The organism is Verminephrobacter aporrectodeae subsp. tuberculatae, assembly GCF_026127385.1.
In the GTDB taxonomy this organism is placed as follows: Bacteria; Pseudomonadota; Gammaproteobacteria; order Burkholderiales; family Burkholderiaceae_C; genus Acidovorax; species Acidovorax aporrectodeae.
The window spans coordinates 153,988-175,911 of sequence record NZ_QZCX01000002.1 but is presented as its reverse complement, the minus strand read 5'-3'; the positions used below and the strand labels follow the sequence as shown (position 1 = coordinate 175,911).

Sequence of the window (21,924 nt, the reverse complement as noted above, 5' to 3'; positions counted from 1 at the left end):
CGCGCCAAGATGCGCTACATCAAAGCAAACTCGCCCTTTAAGAAGCACTTCGGCTCCAATCGCGCCATCTTCCAGAGCCAGAGTGCTTTGCCTCGTCGAATTCGTTGCTGAAATTGAAAAATTCACATGCGCTCAGAGAATGTTGAATTGGCGGCCATAAATCAGACCATCAACACCAACTGCTGTGATAGAGTCGATTTTTGAGTTATACTCCAACTGAATCTTGGGGAGATCTTCGGTCGCCTGACCGCAGACCATCTGCCCGCTGTTTTCGGGGTCAAAGATGGAGTAGTGGCATCCACACTTGAACGTGCGTGTCCCTCCGTCATATGTCACTGGGCAGCCCATGTGCGTGCACATTGAGCTGAAGGCAACGATGTCACCACCAGGGACGGCATTGCCCATGCGGATGGCATAGCACGGTGAACTGGTATCGGGGTACGAGAACGGTATCGCTTGGTTCACAGGCATTCCCTTGACCTTGCCGATGGCCTTGCGGGGATACAAAAGCGTAGTTCCCATTGCGTCTGCTGGCACCGGGGTAGCGTTCACACTATGGATCGGGATGACCGTGGATCCTGCCACCACAGCAACTCCACCCGACTTCAGAAAGAAGCGGCGCGCGATCCTGACGTCGTTCATGTTATTCTCCGTTTTGATATTTTCCTTCTGGTGCCGGGAGCGTCACCTGAGTGCCCGCATTGGGATCGAAGTGAAATTCGTCGCACAGAAGTCGTATCAGTCCATCCTGAACCTGAAATTCGCCGGTTCAATCGACACAGTTTGGATATGCGACCATACCCGGGCGCCAGTCCCTCTTTACCAATAATCACCAAGAGCCTGAACCACCGAAGGCGATTTTCTGGTGCCAACGCTCCCAGGACCTTGATCCCTTCCGTTTGATTCATGGGTATCCTTCAAACAACTGCGGGGATTTTTTTGTCCACGCTCACCGGCAAAGCGAGTGTGATCAGCCAACAGATGAGCAGCATTACGGCCGACCCGCCGAGAGCATATATCAGTCCGCCCCATTGGTATAATAATCCGGACATCAGCGTTCCAAAAAAGCGTCCAAGCGCGTTGGCTGCATAGTAGAAGCCAACGTCCTCGGCGGTCTTCTGCGAGCCGGCGTAGGCCAGAACCAAGTACGAGTGAACGGAGGAGTTGACGGCAAAAGCAAAGCCGAAGAGACCCAGCCCTCCCACCACAACCCATTCCAGATAGGGCGCCTGCAATACAAGCGCCACGGCAATCGCGATCGGAACAAGCGCCAGGATTGCTGACCACAGACGGGCCGCTGGAACCTCTTCGCTCAGACCGTCCGGGCTCCGTTTGACAATCTTCGGCGCCAGCGCCTGCACCAGACCATAGCCAATGGTCCAAGCGGCGAGAAACCCGCCCACCATCGTGAACGTCCAGCCTTGCGAATACAAAAAAACCGGCACGCCGACGACGAACCAGACATCGCGCGCTCCGAAAAGCACCACGCGAGCAGCTGCCAGCGCGTTGATGCCAGCGTTTTTTGCGAACAATTCTTTGGCGGATCGGGAGGCCTTGCTCTTGCCCATCATCCTGGGTAGCGACGTGACGACACCGAGCAGCACCAGCGCGAGCAACGCGATCAGCGCCCAGAGTGCCAACCTGAAGCCAAGCGCTTGCAGAAGCAGTCCACCCAGGAAGAAGCCTACGCCCTTCATCGCATTCTTGCTGCCCGTGAACCAGGCAACCCACTTGAAGAGTTGGCCCGCAACTTGTTGCTTTGCCTCTGCCGAAGTGAGCTTGATGGCAGATTTGCTGGCCGTCTTGGTCAGGTCCTTGGCGACCCCGCATATGCCCTGGGCCAGAACGACCCATACGACCGACATTGCGTCCGACCATGCGGAATCGAGCCGGGACAATAAAGTGAACCCGATGATTTGGGTCAGTAGTCCCACCGTCAGCATGCGTGTGATGCCATGGCGTGTCGCAAGCCATCCGCCGATAAGATTGGCCAGCACGCCGGCAGCTTCGTAGAGCAGGAAGAGAAAGGCCAGAGCGAATGGCGAGTACCCCAAGCGATAGAAGTGCAGCAGCACCAGCATGCGCAACGCACCGTCCGTCAGGGTGAATCCCCAGTAGGCCGCGGTGACGATGGCGTAGTTGCGCGTGGCGTGACCCTGCATCTCAAACACCGACTTCACGCATGTGACAGGCCAAATCAACCATGCGGCAGGCGTAGCCCATTTCGTTGTCGTACCAAGCGTAGACCTTCAGGAGCGAGTCGTCGGTCACCATGGTCGACAAGGCATCGACGACAGAACTGCGGGTGTCACCTGCGTAGTCCGCACTCACCAAGGGTCGTTCCTCGTAACCGAGAATGCCTGCCAGGCAGGACTCGGCGGCTTGTTTGAAGAGCGCGTTTACTTCCTCCGCCGTGGTCTTGCGCTCAAGCTCAAAAACGCAGTCCGTCAACGAAGCATTCAGCACCGGAACACGCACCGCATGACCATTGAGCCGGCCCTTAAGTTCGGGATAAATCAGTGCAATGGCGCTGGCGCTACCCGTCGTCGTCGGCGCCAGACTCTGCATGGCACTGCGGGCGCGGCGCAGGTCCTTGTGCGTAGCGTCCACGACCACATTGGTGTTGGTCGGGCTGTGCAGGGTCGTAATCTGCCCATGCTTGATGCCGATATTTTCGTGTACCACCTTCACCACCGGTGCCAGGCAGTTCGTAGTGCAGGAAGCGGCCGTGACGATGCGGTTCCTGGCGGGGTCGTAGAGTTCATGATTGACGCCGACCACGACGTTCAGAACGTCCCCAACTTTCACAGGAGCCGCCACGATGATCCTTTTCGCACCTCGGTCAAGGTGCCCCTGGAGGGACTCGGGATTCAGGAATTTCCCTGTGCATTCCAAGACGGTGTCCACCCCCAGTTCGCCCCATGGGATCTCTGCCGCAGCGGGATGCGCGCTGAACGAGAGCCGCTTGCTGCCAATGACAATGGCCTTGTCACCCTCGGCGCGGATATTCTCGCGCCACCTGCCTTGCACCGTATCGAACGCGAGCAAATGCGCGGTTGCGTTTGCTTCGCCCTTGATTTCGTTCAGATGAACGACTTCCAGGCGATTGCCGGCGCGGGGGTCATCGGGCTGGCGCTCTGCGGCGCCTAGCGCCGCACGAAGGGCCAAACGACCGATGCGGCCCATCCCGTTGATGCCCACTTTCATCACTTTCATCGCATGCCTCTTTTCCTTTATCCATCAAGGGTAGCATGATCGAATGACAGTTAGATGACTGGCACCTGAAGTGAAACAACATCCAAAAAATCCTCAGAGCCAATCCGCGCACGAGAGAATGCGCTTGAATACCAGATCGATCCGGGGATCAAGGTCGCCCGGATTCATGAACGAGGATGCACGCTGCGCCAACGGCTCCCGACGCGAAAGTGTATTTCATAAGCCGCGCATCAACACTAGAATTGCGCTTCGCCTTTTCGGCGATATGGGGGTGGCCGCCGGCCGCCCCGCCACCGCACCCTTCTGGAGATTTGTGCATGACCGCTCGCATCGAGGCCGCCTCGCCCCATTTGATGAACACCTATGGCCGCGCACCGATCGCGCTGGTGCGCGGGCAGGGCTGCCGAGTCTGGGACGTGAACGGCAAGGAATACCTCGACGGCCTGAGCGGAGTCGGCGTGAACACGCTGGGCCATAACCACGCCAAGCTGGTTGCGGCCTTGCAGCAGCAGCTCACGCAGATCATCCATTCCTCCAACTACTACCACGTGCCCCTGCAGGAGGCGCTGGCCGCGAAGCTGGTGGAACTGTCGGGAATGCGCAATGTGTTCTTCTGCAACTCGGGGCTGGAGGCGAACGAGGCGGCGCTCAAGATCGCGCGCAAGTACGGCGTGGACCAGGGCATCGCCCGGCCCGAGATCGTGGTCTACGAGAAGGCCTTTCATGGCCGCTCCTTCGCCTCCATGGCGGCCACGGACAACCCCAAGGTCCGCAGCGGCTTTGGCCCGCTGGTCGAGGGCTTCGTGCGCGTGCCGCTGAACGACATCCGGGCCATCGAACAGGCCACCGCGAACCGGCCCGACGTGGTCGCCGTGTTCTTCGAGAGCATACAGGGCGAGGGCGGAGTCAACCCCCTGCACACCGAGTATCTGCAGCAGCTGCGCAGGCTCTGCGACGCGCGCGGCTGGCTCATGATGGCCGACGAAGTGCAGTGCGGAACGGCGCGCACCGGCAAATGGTTTGCCCACCAATGGGCGGGCATCGTCCCCGACGTGATGCCCCTGGCCAAGGGCCTGGGGTCGGGTGTTCCGATCGGCGCCGTCGTGGCCGGCCCCAGGGCCGCGAACGTGCTGCAACCGGGCAACCATGGCAGCACCTTTGGCGGCAATCCGCTGGCCATGCGCGCGGGCGTCGAGACGCTGCGCATCATCGAAGAAGACGGCCTGCTGCACAACGCCGCCACCGTGGGCGCGCAGCTGCGGGCGGCGCTCGAGCGCAAACTCGGCGGCTTGGCCGGAGTCAACGACATCCGGGGCCAGGGCCTGATGCTGGGTATTGAGCTGGACCGGCCCTGCGGCGCGCTGATCGCGCGCGCGGCCGAAGCCGGGCTGCTGCTGAACGTGACCGCAGACCGCGTGATCCGCCTCCTGCCCCCGCTGATCCTGTGCAGCGCCGAGGCCGACGAGATCGTCGCGAAACTGGTCCCGCTGGTGCGGGCGATTCTGGCCGAGTGAGGCGCAGCAGGAAACCCCATGAAGCATTACCTGCAATTCAACGACCTGGACGCCGACGAATACGCCCACCTGTTCGAGCGCGCGGCGCACATCAAGAGGAAGTTCAAAGCCTACGAAAAGCACCACCCGCTGGTGGACCGCACGCTGGCCATGATCTTCGAGAAGGCGAGCACGCGCACGCGCGTGAGCTTCGAAGCGGGCATGTACCAGCTCGGCGGCAGCGTGGTGCATCTGACCACGGGGGACAGCCAGCTGGGCCGCGCCGAGCCCATCGAGGACAGCGCCCGGGTCATCAGCCGCATGGTCGATCTGGTGATGATCCGCACCTACGAGCAGGCGCGCATCGAGCGCTTCGCCGCGCACTCGCGCGTTCCCGTGATCAACGGCCTGACGAATGAGTTCCACCCCTGCCAGATCCTGGCGGACATCTTCACCTTCATCGAACACCGCGGCCCCATCCAGAGCCGCACGGTGGCCTGGGTGGGCGACGGCAACAACATGGCCAACACGTGGCTGCAAGCCGCCGCGCTGCTCGGCTTCAAGGTGCACGTGAGCACGCCGTGCGGCTACGAAATCGATGAAAAATGGACCGCAGGCGCGCGGGACGTCGGCACCGAAAGCTACCGGTTCTTTGCCGACCCGCTGGCCGCCTGCGCGGGCGCCGACCTGGTCACCACCGACGTCTGGACCAGCATGGGCTACGAGGCCGAGAACGAGGCGCGCAAGAGGGCCTTCGCCGACTGGTGCGTGGACGCCGAGATGATGGCCGCGGCCCGGCCCGACGCGCTGTTCATGCACTGCCTGCCCGCGCACCGCGGCGAGGAGGTGCAGGCCGACGTGCTCGACGGCCCCCAGTCCGTCGTCTGGGACGAGGCAGAGAACCGCATGCACGCGCAGAAGGCGCTCATGGAATACCTTCTGCTGGGCCGCGACGCATAAGCGCCCGGCTCAGGGCAACTCAAACCCCAGCCGCTGCAGCGCCGCCTGCGCCGCCGGTTGCCGCAGCGCCCGGGCAAATGCCTGCGCTGCGGGGGCTGCGCCCTGGCGCAGCGTCATCGCGTAAGCCGCCCCGACCTGCAGCGCCGGGGGGAGTGGCAGCACCCGCAGGCGCGGCCGTTCGGCCCGCGCTGCGACCGCGTTCGTGCAATAGGTCAGCAACACGTCGGCCCGGTCTTGCTCCATCAGCCACAGGTAGGCGTTGCGGCCCGCGGGCGGCGTGGGCGAGTCGGCGCCGCCCGTGAGCTTCAGGGCCTTGGCGTCGAGCAGCGCGTAGGCCCCGGGTCGCAGCGCGTCGGCCCGGCGAAAGAACTCCCAGGCGTAATCCCCCGAGGGGTCGGCCCGGGGCGTGGAGGTGCCCACCCGCACGTCGCTGCGCAGCAGGGTCGCGAGCAGGGTGTCGGGTGTGGCGTCGATCTTCTCGCTGCCGAGCGCGCACAGGGTATTGCGCGCAAACACCACCGGTGCCTGCCAGCCGGCGCCTGCCGCCAGGCGCTCGGGATGCGCGGTATTTGCCGAGGCAAACAGCTGCGCGGGCGCGCCCTTTTCGATGCGCTCGCGCAGCAGGCCCGACGCGCCAAAGGTCAGCGCCACCTTCTGCCCCGTGCGCGCCTGGTGCTCGCGCGCGATTTCGGTCAGGGCTGCGCGCAGGCTTCCGGCGGCGTAGACCTGCACGGCGTCGGCGTCAGCATCAACGTCGGCCCCGGGCGCGGTCGGCGTGGAGCAGGCGCCAAGCAGCATGGCGCACGCGGCAATCGCCGCAGTTGCCCGGGAACGGCAGGCCATGGCGCTATTTGGGGGCGTTCGGGAAGAACAGCTGCTCGCCGCCGATCCGGTAGTCGGCGATGGCCGCCTGCCCGGCGGGCGAGAGCACCCAGTCGATGAACTTTTGCGCGTCCTGCGCCTTCACGTGCGCGTGCCGGGCGGGGTTGACGGCGATCACGCCGTACTGGTTGAAGAGCCTGGTGTCGCCCTCGACCAGGATCGCCAGGTCGGCGCGGTTCCTGAAGTTCAGCCAGGTGCCGCGGTCGGTCAGCGCGTAGGCACCGCTGGACGCCGCGATGTTCAGCGCAGGGCCCATGCCACAACCGCACTCCCTGTAGCCGCTGCCCTTGCCCGCGTCAGCGTCGGCGCCGGCGAGCTTCCAGTAGCGCAGTTCGGCCGCGTGGGTGCCGCTCTTGTCGCCGCGCGAGACGAAGCTGCCGTTCGCCGCAGCCAGCTTCTGCAGCGCCTGCACGATGTCCTTGCCGCGCGTGCCTGCGGGGTCGTCCTTCGGGCCCACCAGGATGAAGTCGTTGTACATCACGGGGTAGCGCTTCACGCCCCAGCCGTCGGCGACGAACTTCTCTTCGGCCACCTGGTCGTGCACGAACAGCAGGTCGGCGTCGCCCCGGCGCCCCATGTCGAGCGCCTGGCCGGTTCCCAGCGCGACCACCTTGACGTCCAGTCCGCTGGCCTTTTTGAACGCGGGAAGCAGCTGGCCAAACAGTCCCGATTGCTCGGTGGAGGTGGTCGATGCGAGCGTGATGCTCTGCGCGGACGCAGCGGCCCCGCAGGCCAGCAGAACGCCGGCCAGAAGAAAAAGACGGACCCGCGCCGGGGCGCGAAAAAACCTGCAATGCGTCATACCAGTTCTCCTTTGACGAACAAACGGGCGGCCTCGGGCAGCGGGCCGTTGAAGAAATCGTGCACCGGCAGGTCGGCGACCAGGCGGCCATGCTCCATATAGATCACGCGCCGGGCCAGGCGCTTGACTTGGCCCAGATTGTGGCTGCTGAACACCATGGTCACGGGCTGCGCGGCGCCGGCGGCAGCAGCAGCGAAGTCGGCGAGCAGCGCCTCGACCTCGCGCTTGGCGTGCGGGTCCAGGCTGGCGGTGGGCTCGTCGAGCAGCAGCACGTCCGGCCTCAGGGCCCAGGCGCGCGCAAGCGCCAGGCGCTGCTGCTGGCCCGCCGACAGGGTGCGCGCGTTCCGCGCGGCAACCTCCTGCAGTTCCACGCGCTGCAACGCCGCCAGCGCCTGCAGGCGCGCGTCGCGCCAGCGCGTGCCGCGCAGCCACAGCGCCAGCGCCACGTTGTTCTGCGCGCTGGTGCGCAGCATGTGCGGGCGCTGGAACAGCATGGCCTGGCGCAGTGCGGCGTCGCACTGCAGGCCGCCGGCGTGGGCACCGACCAGACCGTGCAGCAGGCGCAGCAGCGTGCTCTTGCCGCTGCCGTTCGCGCCCACCAGCGCCACGCGCTCGCCGGGCGCGATGCGCAGCGTGACCCCGGCGAGCGCCTGCACGTGGCCGTAGCGCAGCGTCACCTGGCGCAGTTCGACCCAGGGTCTGGTGGCGCCGCCGCTCATGCCGCAGCCCCTGCGGGGACGCTGTGCACGACGGCGCCGTCAACGCGCTCGCGCCAACGGCGCAGCGCGGCGATGAGCACGTTCAGCGCGAGCACCACGGCCAGCAGGATCAGGCCCAGCGCCAGCGCCAGGGGCAGGTCGCCCTTGCTCGTCTCGAGCGCGATGGCCGTGGTCATCACGCGCGTGAAGCCGTCGATGTTCCCGCCCACGATCATCACCGCGCCGACCTCGGAGATGGCGCGGCCAAACGCCGCGAGCAGCACGGTGAGCAGGGCGTAGCGCTCGTCCCAGGCGAGCAGCAGACTGCGCAGCGCGGCGCCCGCGCCCATGGAGCGCAGCTGCTCGCCGTGCGCGCGCTCGGCGTCTTCGACCACCTGGCGCGTGAGCGCCGTGACCACCGGCAGCACCAGGATGGTCTGCGCCAGCACCATGGCCTGGAAGCTGAAGAGCCAGCCCAGCGCGCCCAGCGGCCCGCTGCGCGAGAGCAGCAGGTAGACCACCAGCCCGACCACCACCGAGGGCACGGCGAGCAAGGTGTTGAGCAGCGCCAGCGCCGCGCCACGCCCGGCAAAGCGCGCCACGCCGAGCCAGGCGCCCAGCGCCAGACCCAGGCCGCAGGCCAGCAGGCAGGCGCTGGCGCTGACCGAGAGCGAGCGGCGCACGATGCTCCACAGCACGGGATCCAGGGACAGGGCAAGTTGCAGCGCGGTGCGCGCGCTTTCGGTGAATGTGGACATGGCTTGGGCTATCGTATGTGCCCGCACCATATCCAGCGATAGGAAAATCCGTGCATAGGGTTCAACTGCACTACACGCTCAGCCGGGACGCCGGCGATGCACGCATCCGCAATCCGCTGCCCGAACTGCTCCAAGCCGTCGCCGGGCAGGGCTCGATTTCGGGCGCCGCTCGCCGTCTGGACCTGTCGTACCGCCATGTCTGGGGCGCGCTCAAGCGCTGGGAGGAGCAACTCGGTGGCGCGCTGATCACCTGGAGCAAGGGCCAGCCGGCGCGGCTCAGCGAATTCGGCAGCAAGCTGCTTTGGGCCAAGCGCCAAGCGCCAAGCGCAGGCGCAGGCGCGGCTCGCGCCGCAGATTGCCGCGCTGCACGCCGACCTGGAGCGCACGTTTGCCGTGGCCTTCGACGCCCGGGCGCACGTGCTCACCCTGTACGTATGCGCCCCCACCATATCCAGCGATAGGAAAATCCGTGCATAGGGTCCAACTGCACTACACGCTCAGCCGGGACGCCGGCGATGCACGCATCCGCAATCCGCTGCCCGAACTGCTCCAAGCCGTCGCCGGGCAGGGCTCGATTTCGGGCGCCGCGCGCAGTCTGGACCTGTCGTACCGCCATGTCTGGGGGGCGCTCAAGCGCTGGGAGGAGCAACTCGGTGGCGCGCTGATCACCTGGAACAAGGGCCAGCCGGCGCGGCTCAGCGAATTCGGCAGCAAGCTGCTCTGGGCCGAGCGCCAGGCGCAGGCGCGGCTCGCGCCGCAGATTGCCGCGCTGCACGCCGACCTGGAGCGCGCGTTTGCCGTGGCCTTCGACGACCGGGCGCACGTGCTCACCCTGTACGCCAGCCACGACGATGCCCTGGCGGCGCTGCGCGCGCATGCGGCCGCGCAGGCCGACGCGGGCGCGCTGCATCTGGACATCCGCTTTTGCGGCAGCGTGGACGCGATCCGTGCGCTGAACGAGGGGCGCTGCACGCTGGCGGGCTTTCACACGCTGGAGCAGCCGGCGGCCGACTCGCTGAGCGCGCGCATCTACCGGCCGCTGCTGCAACCGGGGCTGCACAAGATCATCGGCTTTGCCCAACGCACGCAGGGCCTGATCGTGGCGCCGGGAAATCCGCTGGCCCTGCGCAGCCTGGCGGACGTGGCGCGCAGCGGCGCGCGCTTCGTGAACCGGCCGCTGGGCACCGGAACGCGCGTGCTGCTCGACGAACTGCTCGCGCAGGCGGGACTGGACGCGCAGGCCATCGCGGGCTACGCGCTGAGCGAGCCCTCGCACACGGCGATCGCGCAGGCCGTGGCCGCCGGTGCGGCCGACGTGGGCCTGGGAATCGAGGTTGCGGCCCGGGCCCACGGGCTGGACTTCGTGGCCCTGGTGCACGAGCGCTACCACCTGGCCTGCCTGAAATCCAGCCTCGAGCAAGACGCCACGCGGGCCCTGCGCAGCCTCCTGCAAACGCCCCGGTGGCAGGCGCAAATGGCGGCGCTGCCGGGCTACCAGCCCTGGCACTGCGGCGCGGTGCTGGCCATGAAGCAGGTTCTGCCCTGGTGGCGCTTCGCGCACGAGAAACGCCGCGCGGAGCCTGGGGAAGAATCCGCATAGCCGCCCCCTGCGCCCCAAAGGCCGGGGATTTCGGCAGTCCTTTTTTCATCGCTGAAGAATCCGTGTTTTTCCGGGGATACCCCCGTCATGATCCAGTCATGCTTGGCCTGCGGCGGCTCGTAGAATCGGGCGCGCTTTCCTGGTGTGCGCCCGGGCCGGGGTAATGCACACCGCTTTTATCCCTTGGAGACAGCATGCAGGCTTTGCTCAAATTCTCGCGCGGGGTCGACTGGCTCAGCACCCAAATCGGCAAATACGTGATCTGGCTGATCCTGGCCTCGACCGTGATCAGCGGCATGAACGCCGTCGTGCGCAAGGCGTTGAACACGAGTTCGAACGCGTTTCTGGAGGTGCAGTGGTACCTGTTCTCCGCGTCGTTCCTGATCGCCGCGGGCTACACGCTGCTCCAGGGCGAGCACGTGCGCGTGGACGTTCTCTCCAGCCGCCTGCCCAAGCGCCAGCAAATCTGGATCGACATCTTCGGCTTCAGCTGCTTTCTCGCCCCCATGTGCCTGGCCATTCTCTGGTACGGCGTACCCTACTTCCTGCGCGCCTACCACTCGGGCGAAATGTCGAACAACGCCGGCGGCCTGATCCGCTGGCCCGTGTACCTGATGATGCCCCTGGGCTTCGGGCTGTTGCTGCTGCAGGGCAGTTCCGAGCTGATCAAGCGCGTTGCCTTCCTGCGCGGCCTGATCGGGGACCCGACGGCGAAGAAAGCGGAAAAGAGCGCCGAGGAGGAACTCGCCGAATCCATCCGCCGCCTGGCCGAAGCCGCCCAGGGCAGCGGCGGCAAGGCCGGCAAGAGCGTTTGAGCGGGGAACCCCAGAACCATGGAATTCCTCCTGCACAACCTGGCCCCGATCATGTTCGCGGGGCTGATCGTCTTTCTGCTCATGGGCTTTCCCGTGGCCTTCAGCCTGGGCGCCTGCGGCCTGTTCTTTGCCTTCATCGGCGTGGAGTTCGGCGTTCTGCCCGAGGCCCTGCTGCAGGCCGTGCCGCTGCGCATCTTCGGCATCATGCAGAACGACACCCTGCTGGCGATTCCGTTCTTCACGCTCATGGGGCTGATCCTGGAGCGCAGCGGAATGGCCGAGGACCTGCTCGAGACCATCGGCCAGCTGTTCGGCCCGATCCGCGGCGGCCTGGCGCTGGCCGTGATCTTCGTCGGCGCGCTGCTCGCCGCGACCACGGGCGTGGTCGCAGCGTCGGTGATCTCCATGGGCCTGATCTCGCTGCCCATCATGCTGCGCTACGGCTACGACCGGCGCCTGGCGTCCGGCGTGATCGCCGCGTCGGGAACGCTCGCGCAGATCATTCCGCCCTCGCTGGTGCTGATCATCCTGGCCGACCAGCTCGGCCGCTCGGTGGGCGACATGTACAAGGGCGCTTTCCTGCCGGGCCTGATGCTCACGGGCTTCTACGCCACCTACGTGATCCTGCTGGCGATCGTCAAACCGCACTGGGTCCCCGCCCTGCCCGCCGAGGCCCGCACCCTGCGCGAAGACAGCGGCCAGAGCGGCCTGCCCTCGCTGCTGGTGCTGACGGCCATCTGCACGGCCGCGTCGATCACCATGGGCCGGAACATGCCCGCGCTGCGCAGTTGGTGGTCGCAGGTGCCGATCGAGCACGTGGCGCTGGACGAGACCATCGTCGTTTCGCTGTGCTTTGGCGTGGCGCTGGCCTTCGTCGCCGCCAGCGTGAACCGGATCGCCCGCCTGGGCCTGCTCTCGCGCATGGCCGAGCGCGTGACCTTCGTCCTCATCCCCCCGCTGCTGCTGATCTTCCTGGTGCTCGGAACCATCTTCCTGGGCGTGGCCACGCCCACCGAAGGCGGCGCCATGGGCGCGCTGGGCGCATTCATCATGGCCATGGCGCGCGGCCGCCTGAGCCTGAGCCTGCTCAGGCAGGCGGTGAACACGACGACCAAGCTGTCGTGCTTCGTGGTGTTCATCCTGGTCGGCGCGACGATCTTCAGCCTGACCTTCCAGGGAGTGGACGGCCCGGTGTGGGTGGAGCATCTGCTCAGCGGCCTGCCCGGCGGTCCGCTGGGCTTTCTGATCGTGGTGAACATCATGATCTTCTTCCTGGCGTTCTTCCTGGACTTCTTCGAGCTGTCGTTCATCGTCGTTCCTCTGCTCGCGCCCGTGGCCCACAAGCTGGGAATCGACCTGATCTGGTTCGGCGTGCTGCTGGGAATCAACATGCAGACCTCGTTCATGCACCCGCCGTTCGGCTTTGCGCTGTTCTACCTGCGCAGCGTGGCACCCGCCGGGGAATACCTGGACAAGGTGAGCAAAAAAATGATCCCGCCCGTGACGACGATGCAGATCTATTGGGGCGCCGTTCCCTTCGTGGCGATACAGATCCTCATGGTCGGCCTGGTGATTGCCTTCCCCGGAATCGTCTCCAACGGCCTGGACAAGGACGAGGCCTACGACCTGGACAAAATCCGCCTGGAGATGGAAGCCGCCATGCCCGACCCCGCAGGAGCCGCCACCGACGACCCCGGCGCGGACATGGACGGCGCCGCCCCCGCAAGCGACCCGTTGAAGGACTTGCTCGACTCGCTGGCCAAGGAAAAGAAGTGAGTGCGCGTGCAATGGGCCGGGCCAGCGCCAGCGCGGCCCGGTCGCACTGCATCGCGTAGCAGCGCGCGGGGGCGCGTGCGCCGCGGCCATGGTGCGCGAGCCATGCACGCACCACCCGGCGCAACCCGCAGGCCACCGCATCACCGCACCGCCAGGGGCTGCCGGGCGCGCAGCGCATTTGCGAACAAATCTGAGCGCGCGCAGCGCACGCCATGCCATAGCATTTGGCGATAGCTCAAAGTTCAAAATCCCGCTTGTGCATGGGCGCAGCCCGATCCACACTCTGACCCGCTTTCTTGCAGACAACGCGATTGCCACAGGAGACGCCGATGCCACACCGCCCCTTTCTCCGCGCCTGGGCTGCTGCCGCCTTCGCCTTGTTCCCGGGGCTTGCCGCGCTGCCCGCAGCGGCCCGGGACGATGCGTTCAAGATCGGCCTGATCCTGCCCATGACCGGCCAGCAGGCCAGCACCGGCCGCCAGATCGAGGCCGCAGCCCGGCTCTGGATGGCGCAAAACGGCGACACCGTGGCCGGCAGAAAGGTCCGGCTCATCGTCCGGGACGACACCAGCCTGCCCGACGTGACGCGCCGCCTGGCGCAGGAGCTGGTGGTGAACGAGAAGGTGGACGTGCTCGCGGGAATGGGCATCACGCCTTCGGCGATGGTCACGGCGCCTCTGGCGACGCAGTCGAAAACCCCGCTGGTGGTCATGGCCGCGGCCACCTCGGGAATCACCGAGGCCTCGCCCTACGTGGTGCGCAGCAGTTTCACCCTGCCCCAGGTGTCGGTGGCGCTGGCCGATTGGGCGCCCAGGAACGGCATCAGAAAAGTGGTCACGCTGGTGAGCGACTACGCCCCCGGAATCGACGCCGAGAAGTTCTTCAGCCAGCGCCTGCTGTTCAACGGCGGCCAGGTCACCGAGGCCCTGCGCGTGCCGCTGCGCGGCCCGGACTTCGCCCCCTTTCTGCAAAAGGTGCGCGACGCCCGGCCCGACGCGCTGTTCGTCTTCGTTCCCTCCGGCGCCGGCGCAGCGGTGATGAAGCAGTTCCTCGAACGCGGCCTGGACAAGGCGGGGATCCGCCTCATCGCCACGGGCGACGTGACCGACGACGACCAGCTCAACGGCATGGGCGACGGCGCGCTGGGCGTGATCTCGTCGCACCACTACTCGGCCGCGCACCCCTCGCCGCTGAACAAGAAATTCGTCTTGGCCTTCGAGAAGGCGAACCCGGGTCTGCGCCCGAACTTCATGGCCGTGGGCGGCTACGACGGCATGCGCATGATCTATGAGGCCCTCAAGAGCACCCGGGGCGCGGGCGGCGGCGACGCGCTGCTGGCCGCGCTGAAGGGCCAGGTGTTCGAAAGCCCGCGCGGCCCCGTGCACATCGACGCGCAGACGCGCGACATCGTGCAAAACGTCTACCTGCGCCGCGTCGAGCGCGTCAACGGCCAACTCTACAACGTGGAATTCGACACCATCGAGGGCGTCAAGGACCCCGGCAAGAGCCGCTGACCCAGGCCGCCGCAGGCGCCCTGCCGCATGCACCGAACCGGCACCGACCCCGACTCCATGCTGACCCTTCTTTTCGACGGCCTGGCCTACGGCATGCTGCTGTTCATTCTGGCGCTGGGCCTGGCCGTGACCATGGGCCTGATGAACTTCGTCAACTTGGCGCACGGCGCCTTTGCCATGGCTGGCGGCTACGCCGCGGTGCTGCTCATGCAGCGGCTCGACGTGCCCTTTCTCTTCTGTCTGCCGATCGCCTTTGCGGGGACGGCGCTGCTGGGCGCGGCGCTCGAGTGCACGCTGTACCGCCCGCTCTACCGCAGAAGCCATCTGGACCAGGTGCTGCTGTCCATCGGCCTGGTGTTCATGGCCGTGGCCGGCGTGGACTATTGCGTGGGCCCGACGCAGCAGATCATGCAACTGCCCGAATGGCTCAAGGGCCGCACGGAATGGGGCAGCGGCGCGCTCACGCTGGGCATGGGGCATTACCGTTTGTTCGTCATCGCCGTGTGCGCGGTGCTCACTGCGGGCCTGCAGTACGTGCTGGTGAAGACCCGTTTCGGCAGCCGCCTGCGCGCCGCGGTGGACGACCAGCGCGTCGCCGCGGGACTGGGAATCGACGTGAACCGCGTGTTCCTCGTGACCTTTGCCTGCGGCTCGGGTCTGGCCGGCCTCGGCGGCGCGCTCGGGGCCGAGATGCTGGGTCTGGACCCGGGATTCCCGCTCAAGTTCATGGTCCATTTCCTGATCGTCGTCGCGGTCGGCGGCACCACGTCCATCACCGGACCGCTGCTGGCCGCGCTGCTGCTGGGAATTGCCGACGTGGCGGGAAAGTACTACATCCCCAAGCTGGGCGCGTTCATCGTCTACAGCCTCATGATCCTGATCCTGCTGTGGCGCCCGCAGGGGCTTTTTGTGCGCAAGGGCGGCTGACGTGAAGCCCCCCCGAACCTTGCTATTGCAGGCCCGCCGCCTGCGCTGGTGGGAGCCGGTGTTCTGGCTGCTGGCGTTTGCCACGCCCCTGGTTTTTCCCGGCCAAGCGCTGATCACCTGCGAAATCGCCATCGCCGCGCTGTTCGCCCTGTCGCTGGATCTGATTCTGGGCTACGCCGGAATCGTCTCGCTCGGCCACGCGGCCTTTCTTGGCCTGGGCGGATACGCTGCGGCGCTGTTTGCCAAGCACGTCCATCCCGACCCGCTCGCGGGGCTGGCGCTGGGCATGGGCGCTGCGGCGCTGCTGGGCGCCGTGGCCTCGCTCACCATCCTGCGCGGCAGCGACCTCACGCGCCTGATGGTCACGCTGGGCATGAGCCTGGTGCTGCTGGAACTGGCGAACAAGCTCGACTGGCTGACCGGCGGCGCCGACGGCCTGCAAGGCGTGGTGCCGGGCCCGGTGCTCGGCCGGTTCGCGTTCGACTTGCAGGGGCGCACGGCGGCCTGGTACGCGCTCAGCGTGCTGCTCGCGTGCTTTGCGCTCGCGCGGCGCGTCGTGCAGTCGCCGTTTGGCGCCACGCTCGTGGCGATCCGCGAGAACCGGCTGCGCGCCCTGGCCATCGGCATTGCGGTGAACACCCGGCTGGCGCAGGTCTACACCCTGGCCGCAGCGCTGGCCGGCGCCGCCGGCGCGCTGCTCACGCAGACCACGGGATTTGCGTCGCTGGACCTGTTCGATTTCCACCGCTCGGCGGACGCGCTGCTGACCCTGGTGATCGGCGCCACGGGCTGGCTCTACGGCGGCATCGTCGGGGCCGTGGGCCTGAAGCTGCTGCAAAACCTGATCGCCGCGTACACGCCGCAGTACTGGATGTTCTGGATCGGTCTGCTGCTCGTGCTGCTGGTCCAGCGCGAGCGCCTGTTTGCCTGGTTCCGGGGGCGCCGGGCATGAGCGCGGGCGGCGTGCCAGCGCCCGCCACGCCGGCGGAGAACGGCCAGACCGTGCTGCTGGCGCAGGGTCTGGTGAAGCGCTTTGGCGGAATCAGCGCCACCAACGGCGTCACGCTCGACCTGCGGAAGGGCGCACGCCATGCGCTCATCGGCCCCAACGGCGCGGGCAAGACCACGCTCATCAACCTGCTCACGGGGGTGCTTGCGCCCACCGGGGGGAGCATCGCGCTCGACGGCCAGGACATCACGCGGCTGGCGCCGCACCAGCGCGTGCGCCGCGGCCTGGTGCGCACCTTTCAGATCAACCAGCTGTTCGACCGCCTCACGCCGCTGGAGACCCTGGCGCTCACCGTCTCGCAGCAGCAGGGCCTGGGCGGCGCATGGTGGCAGCCCCTGGGCGCGCGCCGCGCGGTCATGGAGCGCTGCGCGCAACTGCTCGAGCAGTTCCACCTGGACTCCGTCATGGCCGAGCCCACGCGCGCGCTCGCCTACGGCAAGCGCCGCCTGCTCGAAATCGCCATTGCACTGGCCTGCGCGCCGCGCGTGCTGCTGCTCGACGAGCCCGTGGCCGGCGTGCCCGCGGGCGAGCGCGAGGAGCTTTTGCAGACCGTTTCGGCGCTGCCCGCCGACGTGTCGGTGCTGCTGATCGAACACGACATGGACCTGGTGTTCCGCTTTGCCCGGCGCATGACGGTGCTGGTCAACGGCGCGGTGCTCACCGAGGGCACGCCCGACGCCATCGCCCGCGACCCGCAGGTCAGGGCGGTCTACCTGGGCGACCACGGGGAAGGCAGCAGCGCGCAGGCAGGGGATCGCCATGGCTGAGGCGCTTTTGCGCATCGACGGGCTGAGCGCGGGCTACGGCGCGGCGGTGGTGCTGCAGGGCGTCTCGCTGGCGCTGCCCGAGGGGGACACGCTGGCGCTGCTCGGGCGCAACGGCACCGGCAAGAGCACGCTCATCGACACCCTGGCCGGCGCCACGCGCCAGCATGCGGGGTCGATCACGCTGGGCGGCGTGGCGCTGCACCGGCTGCCCGCGCACGCGCGCGCCGCCGCGGGCATCGGCTGGGTGCCGCAGGAGCGCAGCATCTTCCAGTCGCTGAGCGTGCACGAGAACCTCACGGCCGTGGCGCGGCCCGGTCGTCCGGGGTCGGGCGCCCGGCCCTGGACGCCCAAGCGCGTGTACGAGATGTTCCCGCGCCTGGCCGAGCGCAAGACCCACCTCGGAGGGCAGCTCTCGGGCGGCGAGCAGCAGATGCTGGCCGTGGGCCGCGCGCTGGTGCTCAACCCGCGCCTGCTGCTGCTCGACGAACCGCTCGAGGGCCTGGCGCCCATCGTCGTGCAGGAACTGCTGCACGCCATCCGGCGCATCACGCGCGAGGAGGGCCTGTCGGCGATCATCGTCGAACAGCACCCGCAGGCGATCCTGGCGATTTCCGAGCACGTCGCCGTGCTCGACCGGGGCCGCATCGTGCACACCGGCGCGGCCGCGCAACTGCGCGCGCAGCCCGCGCTGCTCGACCGCCTGCTGGGCCTGGCCAGACAGGACCCTGTCGATCCGCAGATTCCGTACATCAAATAGCCAGTCATGCCGTAACTCGCATGCCCATATTTTTGGCTTTTCTGCCGTGCCCATGGCGCTTGCATCGGGCGGGGCTCTGCCCTGGCGGGGTCGCGCAAGAGGGCGCTGGCCCGGGATCCGCCGCGCATGCCATCGGGATCGGCAGATCCCGCCCGATCGACGCGCATCCCGGCCGCGCGCTGAACGCCCATCGGCTCCCTGCGGGCAACTTCCTGCGCAAGGGAATTTCGCAGCGGAGACGCACGTCGCGGGCCAGCCGGGTAATTCGTCGATTCCGAAGAAATTCGCCGCTGTCACCACCGTGCCAAGCAGCAATTTGCTATACACTCCCGCGCATCACAGATGTAACTCATTTGCCTCTGTAATACCCACCGATTGATCAGCGATTGATCAGTTTTTCGCCATTTTTTTATTGTTCTCGCGTGGGGTAGCTGGTGTCGCGTAAACCCGGAATATCGGTCTTGGCCTGCGCGTCTGGCATACGACGCGGGGGCGTTGCCCCGCACATGCTTGCACGAAATGAAATCGCTGCATGCGCACCCAGGGCAAGGCGCACACCGCAACACGGGTCGGAGCCCGCGTGAGGATCGGTAATACCCCCCTGGGTGCGAAGGCACGGTATGTGCAAGTATTTGCGAAGCAGCGTACCCAAGTACCGGCGCAGCTCACGGGGTGCCCATGTTCCGGTCCCCATGCTGCGCCAAGGATGGATGTCGAGCGCCGCCGTGTCCCATCAGTGCCCACCCCATGCACCCAAAGGAGATTGAGCACCATGAAAGCCAAATCGGAATCTGAATCCAGAAAACCCTCCTCCGTGCCAGCGCTCGGCAGCGATGCGCACACTGAGCGTTTCGTTGCAGCGGCCAAGCTGTTCGGCCCCGACCTGACGGAGGGCTTCCGGCCGACGTACTTCGAATTCGAGGCCAAGTCGGCGACGCTGAACATGCGGCTGCCCAAGGAACTGCTGGGTGCCTTGAAGGCCAAGGCGCAAGCGCAGGGCATCCCGTACACGCGCTACGTGCGCCAGGTTCTGGAATACGTCGTGACGCGCTGACGGGTGTCCGCTCTAGGAAACCCGGTACAAGGCCTGCAAGGTACTGCGGATGAGTTGCGCCATGGCCTGCTGCGTGAGCGTGGCCGGCCCCCGGGCCCTGCACGGCGAGCGCAAGGCCTACGCCGACGTGCCGCCGTTTGCTACCAGTTGGAACAGTAGCTGCGATGAGCCCCCCGGGCCGGCTGCTGCGGCAGGTAGCGGCGCACGCGCCCGGTAGAATCCGCCGCCCGACAGACTCCGGAAAGAAGCCCCCTTGTCCGACCGCCTCGCCGTACTGCCCCAGTACCTTCTGCCCAAGTGCGCGCTCAGCACCCTGGCCGGAAAATTCGCGTCGGCCCGGCTCGGTGGACTGACGCGCGCGGCGATCCGCGGCTTCGTCGCGCACTACGGCGTGGACATGGCCGAGGCGGCGCAGCCCGACGTGGCGGGCTACGCGTCGTTCAATGACTTCTTCACGCGCGCCCTGCGGCCCGGCGCGCGCCCGCTGGCCCCGGCGGACCTGATCTGCCCCGTGGACGGCGCGATCAGCCGCTTCGGCCCGATCGAGCAAGACCAAATCCTGCAAGCCAAGGGCCACGCCTACTCCGTCACCGCGCTCGTGGGCGGCGACGCGGCGCTCGCAGCGCATTTTGCAAACGGGCACTACGCCACGCTGTACCTGAGCCCGCGCGACTACCACCGCGTGCACATGCCCTGCGCGGGAGAACTGCTGCACATGCTGCACGTGCCGGGCACGCTGTTCTCGGTCAACCCCGCGACGACGCGCACCGTCCCGGGGCTGTTTGCGCGCAACGAGCGGGTGGTGTGCTGCTTTGAATCCGCCCACGGGCCGTGGCTGCTGGTGCTCGTCGGCGCGGCCATCGTCGGCAGCATGGCCACCGTATGGCACGGCCAGGTGAACCCGCCGCGCACCGGCCGGCTCCGGCAATGGGACTACGCCCGGGGCCAGGTGAGCCTGCGCCAGGGCGAGGAAATGGGGCGTTTCCTGCTCGGCTCGACGGTGCTGCTGCTGCTCCCCCCGGGCCCCCTGCGCTTTGACCCGCACTGGGCGCCGGCGCGGCCGATCCGGCTCGGCGAAGCCATGGCGCAGCGCTCTGCGCACTGACCCCCTTCCATTCAAGGGACCGCGCGCGCCGCCGCAGAGGCAAACGCCAGCATGGCCTCGAACATGCGCCGCAGCAGCGGCTGCACGCCCGCAGCGACGGCGGGCAGGTAGTCGAAAGGCAGGGCCTCCTGCATGTAGCTGCACTGCGTCATCTCCAGTTGGACCGCGTGCACGCGCTGCGCCGGCTGGCCGTAGTGGCGCGTGATGTACCCACCCTTGAAGCGGCCATTGAGCACCGCCGTATGGCCCGGGGCAGAGCGGGCAATCGCCAGCAGTTCCTGCTCCAGCGCGGGGTCGCAGCTCTTGCCGTCGGCCGTTCCCAGGTTCAGATCGGGCAGCCGGCCGACAAAAAAGCGCGGCAGCACCGAGCGGATCGAATGCGCGTCCCAGAGCATCGCCACGCCATGCCGGGCGCGGATGCGCTCGAGCTCGGCGCGCAGCTGCGCGTGGTACGGAACCCAGATGGCGTCGCGGCGCGCGGCGATTTCGGCAGCGTCGGGCGTATCGCCGTGGGCATAGAGGGGCTGCTCGTCAAAACTGTCCACCGGGCACAGCCCGGTCACGCTCTGCCCCGGGTACAGGCTGCTGTCGTCGGGCGGGCGGTTCAGGTCAATCACATAGCGCGAATGCGTGGCCGCAAGCGTGGACACCCCCATGTCGCGCGCAAAAGCATAAAGGCGCTCCATATGCCAGTCGGTATCAGGCACCTGCCGCGCCTGCGGACCAAAGCGGGCAGCCAGTGCGGGCGGTACATGGGTGCCGGTGTGCGGCATGGAGAGCAGCAGCGGCTGCGTGCCTTGGTGGAAGATAAACGGTGCCGGGGGGGTATCGGTCATGGCGGGTTGGTGGGTTGGCAAATTGGTGGGGCAGGACACTATAAGCCTTGGTGGTGACTCCCCACCACGGCGCGATGGGGGGGGCTGCTGGCTGCGCCAGAGGGCTTGGGATGCGTTGCGCAGGGGTTGCGGGCTACAGGGGCCGCTCTCGAAGGACCGTGAGTCTCTTGCTTTCCAGCGATTTTGATTTACGATGGACACCCATCCGATGGAGGTGCCACATGACAGAAATAACACTTACGACCAAAGGCCAGTTCACCTTCAACCAGCAATTGCTGGATCATCTGGGCGTCAAAGCCGGCGAAAAGGTCCTTGTAAAAAAACTTCCTGACGGTAGTTTAAAAATAGAAGCTGAAAAGAATCAGATCGACATTCTTTCCCTGTCCAGGTCCATGCAAAGCGACATTCAAGCGACGGATGCCGAATTGCAAGATTCGATCCGGCAGTCCTATATCCAACGTGGAAGATCATGAACAGCATCATCGTTGATACGAATGTGCTCGTTCGTTTTCTTGTAGGCGATGACAAGCAGCAAAACAAAATCGCGGAAAGACTTTTCGAGACCGTCGAAGAAATAATCATTCCAACGCATGTTTTTTGCGAACTCGTATGGGTTTTGCTGTCTGTTTACAAATCCAGACCAGAGGAAGTGCACGCAAAGATTTGCGGAATCATAAAAAGCCGGAAAGTTGTAGTCAGAAATGATGAAATAGAAGCCGGTTTGCAGATGATGGAAAAAGGCGGTGACTTTGCGGACGGGGTGAATGCGTATAGCGGTGAGATCATGGCGCATGGCCCATCCGTATTTATCTCGTTTGACCGCCAAGCCGTGCGCCTGCTCGCCAAGCAAGGCATCTCCGCATTGGTGCCAGAATGACTTGGCACCCTCAACATCCGCACTACATCTGCTGTGCCAAGTAGTGGGAAGATCCGCGCCATTCTATCTGTTACAGTC

Annotated in this window: 23 protein-coding genes and 1 pseudogene; 16 read left to right on the top strand and 8 right to left on the bottom strand. The window is 66.3% G+C overall.

Going from position 1 to position 21,924, the window contains the following annotated elements; genetic code table 11:
- Window positions 1–132: 132 nt before the first annotated feature.
- The 3 genes from D5041_RS08845 to D5041_RS08835 form a co-directional block, all read right to left on the bottom strand.
- Window positions 133–642, bottom strand: coding sequence for an arsenate reductase (azurin) small subunit (locus D5041_RS08845; RefSeq protein ID WP_265284463.1), 510 nt, complete (start codon window positions 640–642; stop codon window positions 133–135).
- A 275-nt stretch (window positions 643–917) separates the two neighbouring features.
- Window positions 918–2,162 carry an organoarsenical effux MFS transporter ArsJ gene (arsJ, locus tag D5041_RS08840; RefSeq protein ID WP_265285070.1) on the bottom strand — a complete coding sequence of 415 codons (1,245 nt, stop codon included), beginning with the start codon at window positions 2,160–2,162 and terminating at the stop codon, window positions 918–920.
- 1 nt (window position 2,163) lies between these two features.
- A complete protein-coding gene (locus D5041_RS08835) occupies window positions 2,164–3,207 on the bottom strand; it encodes an ArsJ-associated glyceraldehyde-3-phosphate dehydrogenase (RefSeq protein ID WP_010107782.1) in 1,044 nt (347 codons plus the stop codon).
- Window positions 3,208–3,533: 326 nt separating this feature from the next.
- On the opposite strand from D5041_RS08835, the gene D5041_RS08830 reads away from it, so the two are divergent.
- The gene (locus D5041_RS08830) at window positions 3,534–4,730 is read left to right on the top strand and encodes an aspartate aminotransferase family protein (RefSeq protein WP_010107777.1); all 1,197 of its coding nucleotides are present in this window, start codon (window positions 3,534–3,536) and stop codon (window positions 4,728–4,730) included.
- 18 nt (window positions 4,731–4,748) lie between these two features.
- Window positions 4,749–5,669: an ornithine carbamoyltransferase gene (gene argF, locus D5041_RS08825; protein ID WP_265284462.1), complete on the top strand. Its 921-nt coding sequence runs from the start codon at window positions 4,749–4,751 to the stop codon at window positions 5,667–5,669.
- Window positions 5,670–5,678: 9 nt separating this feature from the next.
- Here the strand turns inward: argF and D5041_RS08820 are convergent, their stop codons facing one another.
- The 4 genes from D5041_RS08820 to D5041_RS08805 are packed head-to-tail and all read right to left on the bottom strand — an operon-like array spanning window position 5,679 to window position 8,809.
- A complete protein-coding gene (locus tag D5041_RS08820; protein ID WP_265284461.1) occupies window positions 5,679–6,512 on the bottom strand; it encodes a molybdate ABC transporter substrate-binding protein in 834 nt (277 codons plus the stop codon).
- A gap of 4 nt (window positions 6,513–6,516) precedes the next feature.
- Entirely contained in the window at window positions 6,517–7,353 is an 837-nt protein-coding gene (locus tag D5041_RS08815; protein WP_265284460.1) for an ABC transporter substrate-binding protein, read from the bottom strand.
- Window positions 7,350–8,072 (bottom strand): ATP-binding cassette domain-containing protein, encoded by a 723-nt coding sequence (locus D5041_RS08810; RefSeq protein ID WP_265284459.1) that lies wholly within the window; start codon window positions 8,070–8,072, stop codon window positions 7,350–7,352. The genes D5041_RS08815 and D5041_RS08810 overlap by 4 nt, the downstream gene beginning before the upstream one ends.
- Complete coding sequence (locus tag D5041_RS08805) at window positions 8,069–8,809, bottom strand: ABC transporter permease (RefSeq protein ID WP_265257605.1); 741 nt, start codon at window positions 8,807–8,809, stop codon at window positions 8,069–8,071. Before D5041_RS08805 ends, D5041_RS08810 begins: the two co-directional genes overlap by 4 nt.
- Before the next feature lie 50 nt (window positions 8,810–8,859).
- Here D5041_RS08805 and D5041_RS08800 point away from each other — a divergent pair.
- The 12 genes and pseudogenes from D5041_RS08800 to asd all read left to right on the top strand — a co-directional run.
- A pseudogene (locus D5041_RS08800) lies at window positions 8,860–9,241 on the top strand (winged helix-turn-helix domain-containing protein); the annotation flags it as partial.
- Window positions 9,242–9,278: 37 nt separating this feature from the next.
- A complete protein-coding gene (locus tag D5041_RS08795; RefSeq protein WP_265284458.1) occupies window positions 9,279–10,409 on the top strand; it encodes a substrate-binding domain-containing protein in 1,131 nt (376 codons plus the stop codon).
- A gap of 194 nt (window positions 10,410–10,603) precedes the next feature.
- Window positions 10,604–11,224, top strand: a complete 621-nt coding sequence (locus D5041_RS08790; RefSeq protein WP_265281820.1) for a TRAP transporter small permease subunit — start codon at window positions 10,604–10,606, stop codon at window positions 11,222–11,224.
- Between the two features lie 18 nt (window positions 11,225–11,242).
- A complete protein-coding gene (locus tag D5041_RS08785) occupies window positions 11,243–13,000 on the top strand; it encodes a TRAP transporter large permease (RefSeq protein ID WP_265281822.1) in 1,758 nt (585 codons plus the stop codon).
- Window positions 13,001–13,329: 329 nt separating this feature from the next.
- Window positions 13,330–14,514 (top strand): ABC transporter substrate-binding protein, encoded by a 1,185-nt coding sequence (locus D5041_RS08780; RefSeq protein ID WP_265284457.1) that lies wholly within the window; start codon window positions 13,330–13,332, stop codon window positions 14,512–14,514.
- Window positions 14,515–14,571: 57 nt separating this feature from the next.
- Complete coding sequence (locus D5041_RS08775; RefSeq protein WP_010106135.1) at window positions 14,572–15,441, top strand: branched-chain amino acid ABC transporter permease; 870 nt, start codon at window positions 14,572–14,574, stop codon at window positions 15,439–15,441.
- A 1-nt stretch (window position 15,442) separates the two neighbouring features.
- The gene (locus D5041_RS08770) at window positions 15,443–16,393 is read left to right on the top strand and encodes a branched-chain amino acid ABC transporter permease (protein WP_265284456.1); all 951 of its coding nucleotides are present in this window, start codon (window positions 15,443–15,445) and stop codon (window positions 16,391–16,393) included.
- The gene (locus D5041_RS08765; RefSeq protein ID WP_265281826.1) at window positions 16,390–17,217 is read left to right on the top strand and encodes an ABC transporter ATP-binding protein; all 828 of its coding nucleotides are present in this window, start codon (window positions 16,390–16,392) and stop codon (window positions 17,215–17,217) included. Before D5041_RS08770 ends, D5041_RS08765 begins: the two co-directional genes overlap by 4 nt.
- Complete coding sequence (locus D5041_RS08760) at window positions 17,210–17,974, top strand: ABC transporter ATP-binding protein (protein WP_265284454.1); 765 nt, start codon at window positions 17,210–17,212, stop codon at window positions 17,972–17,974. Before D5041_RS08765 ends, D5041_RS08760 begins: the two co-directional genes overlap by 8 nt.
- A gap of 772 nt (window positions 17,975–18,746) precedes the next feature.
- On the top strand, window positions 18,747–19,028 hold the full coding sequence (locus tag D5041_RS08755) for a CopG family antitoxin (protein WP_010106139.1): 282 nt from the start codon (window positions 18,747–18,749) through the stop codon (window positions 19,026–19,028).
- Window positions 19,029–19,089: 61 nt separating this feature from the next.
- On the top strand, window positions 19,090–19,245 hold the full coding sequence (locus D5041_RS08750) for a hypothetical protein (RefSeq protein WP_265284453.1): 156 nt from the start codon (window positions 19,090–19,092) through the stop codon (window positions 19,243–19,245).
- Window positions 19,246–19,281: 36 nt separating this feature from the next.
- Window positions 19,282–20,133 carry an archaetidylserine decarboxylase gene (gene asd / locus D5041_RS08745; protein WP_265257614.1) on the top strand — a complete coding sequence of 284 codons (852 nt, stop codon included), beginning with the start codon at window positions 19,282–19,284 and terminating at the stop codon, window positions 20,131–20,133.
- A gap of 11 nt (window positions 20,134–20,144) precedes the next feature.
- Here asd and hutG read toward each other — a convergent pair whose 3' ends face one another.
- A complete protein-coding gene (hutG, locus tag D5041_RS08740; RefSeq protein ID WP_265284452.1) occupies window positions 20,145–20,969 on the bottom strand; it encodes an N-formylglutamate deformylase in 825 nt (274 codons plus the stop codon).
- 221 nt (window positions 20,970–21,190) lie between these two features.
- Between hutG and D5041_RS08735 the strand changes: the two genes are divergently transcribed.
- Together D5041_RS08735 and D5041_RS08730 are read left to right on the top strand one after the other, a co-directional pair.
- A complete protein-coding gene (locus D5041_RS08735) occupies window positions 21,191–21,442 on the top strand; it encodes a hypothetical protein (protein WP_265284451.1) in 252 nt (83 codons plus the stop codon).
- The gene (locus D5041_RS08730; protein WP_010106145.1) at window positions 21,439–21,846 is read left to right on the top strand and encodes a type II toxin-antitoxin system VapC family toxin; all 408 of its coding nucleotides are present in this window, start codon (window positions 21,439–21,441) and stop codon (window positions 21,844–21,846) included. Before D5041_RS08735 ends, D5041_RS08730 begins: the two co-directional genes overlap by 4 nt.
- Window positions 21,847–21,924 lie beyond the last annotated feature (78 nt).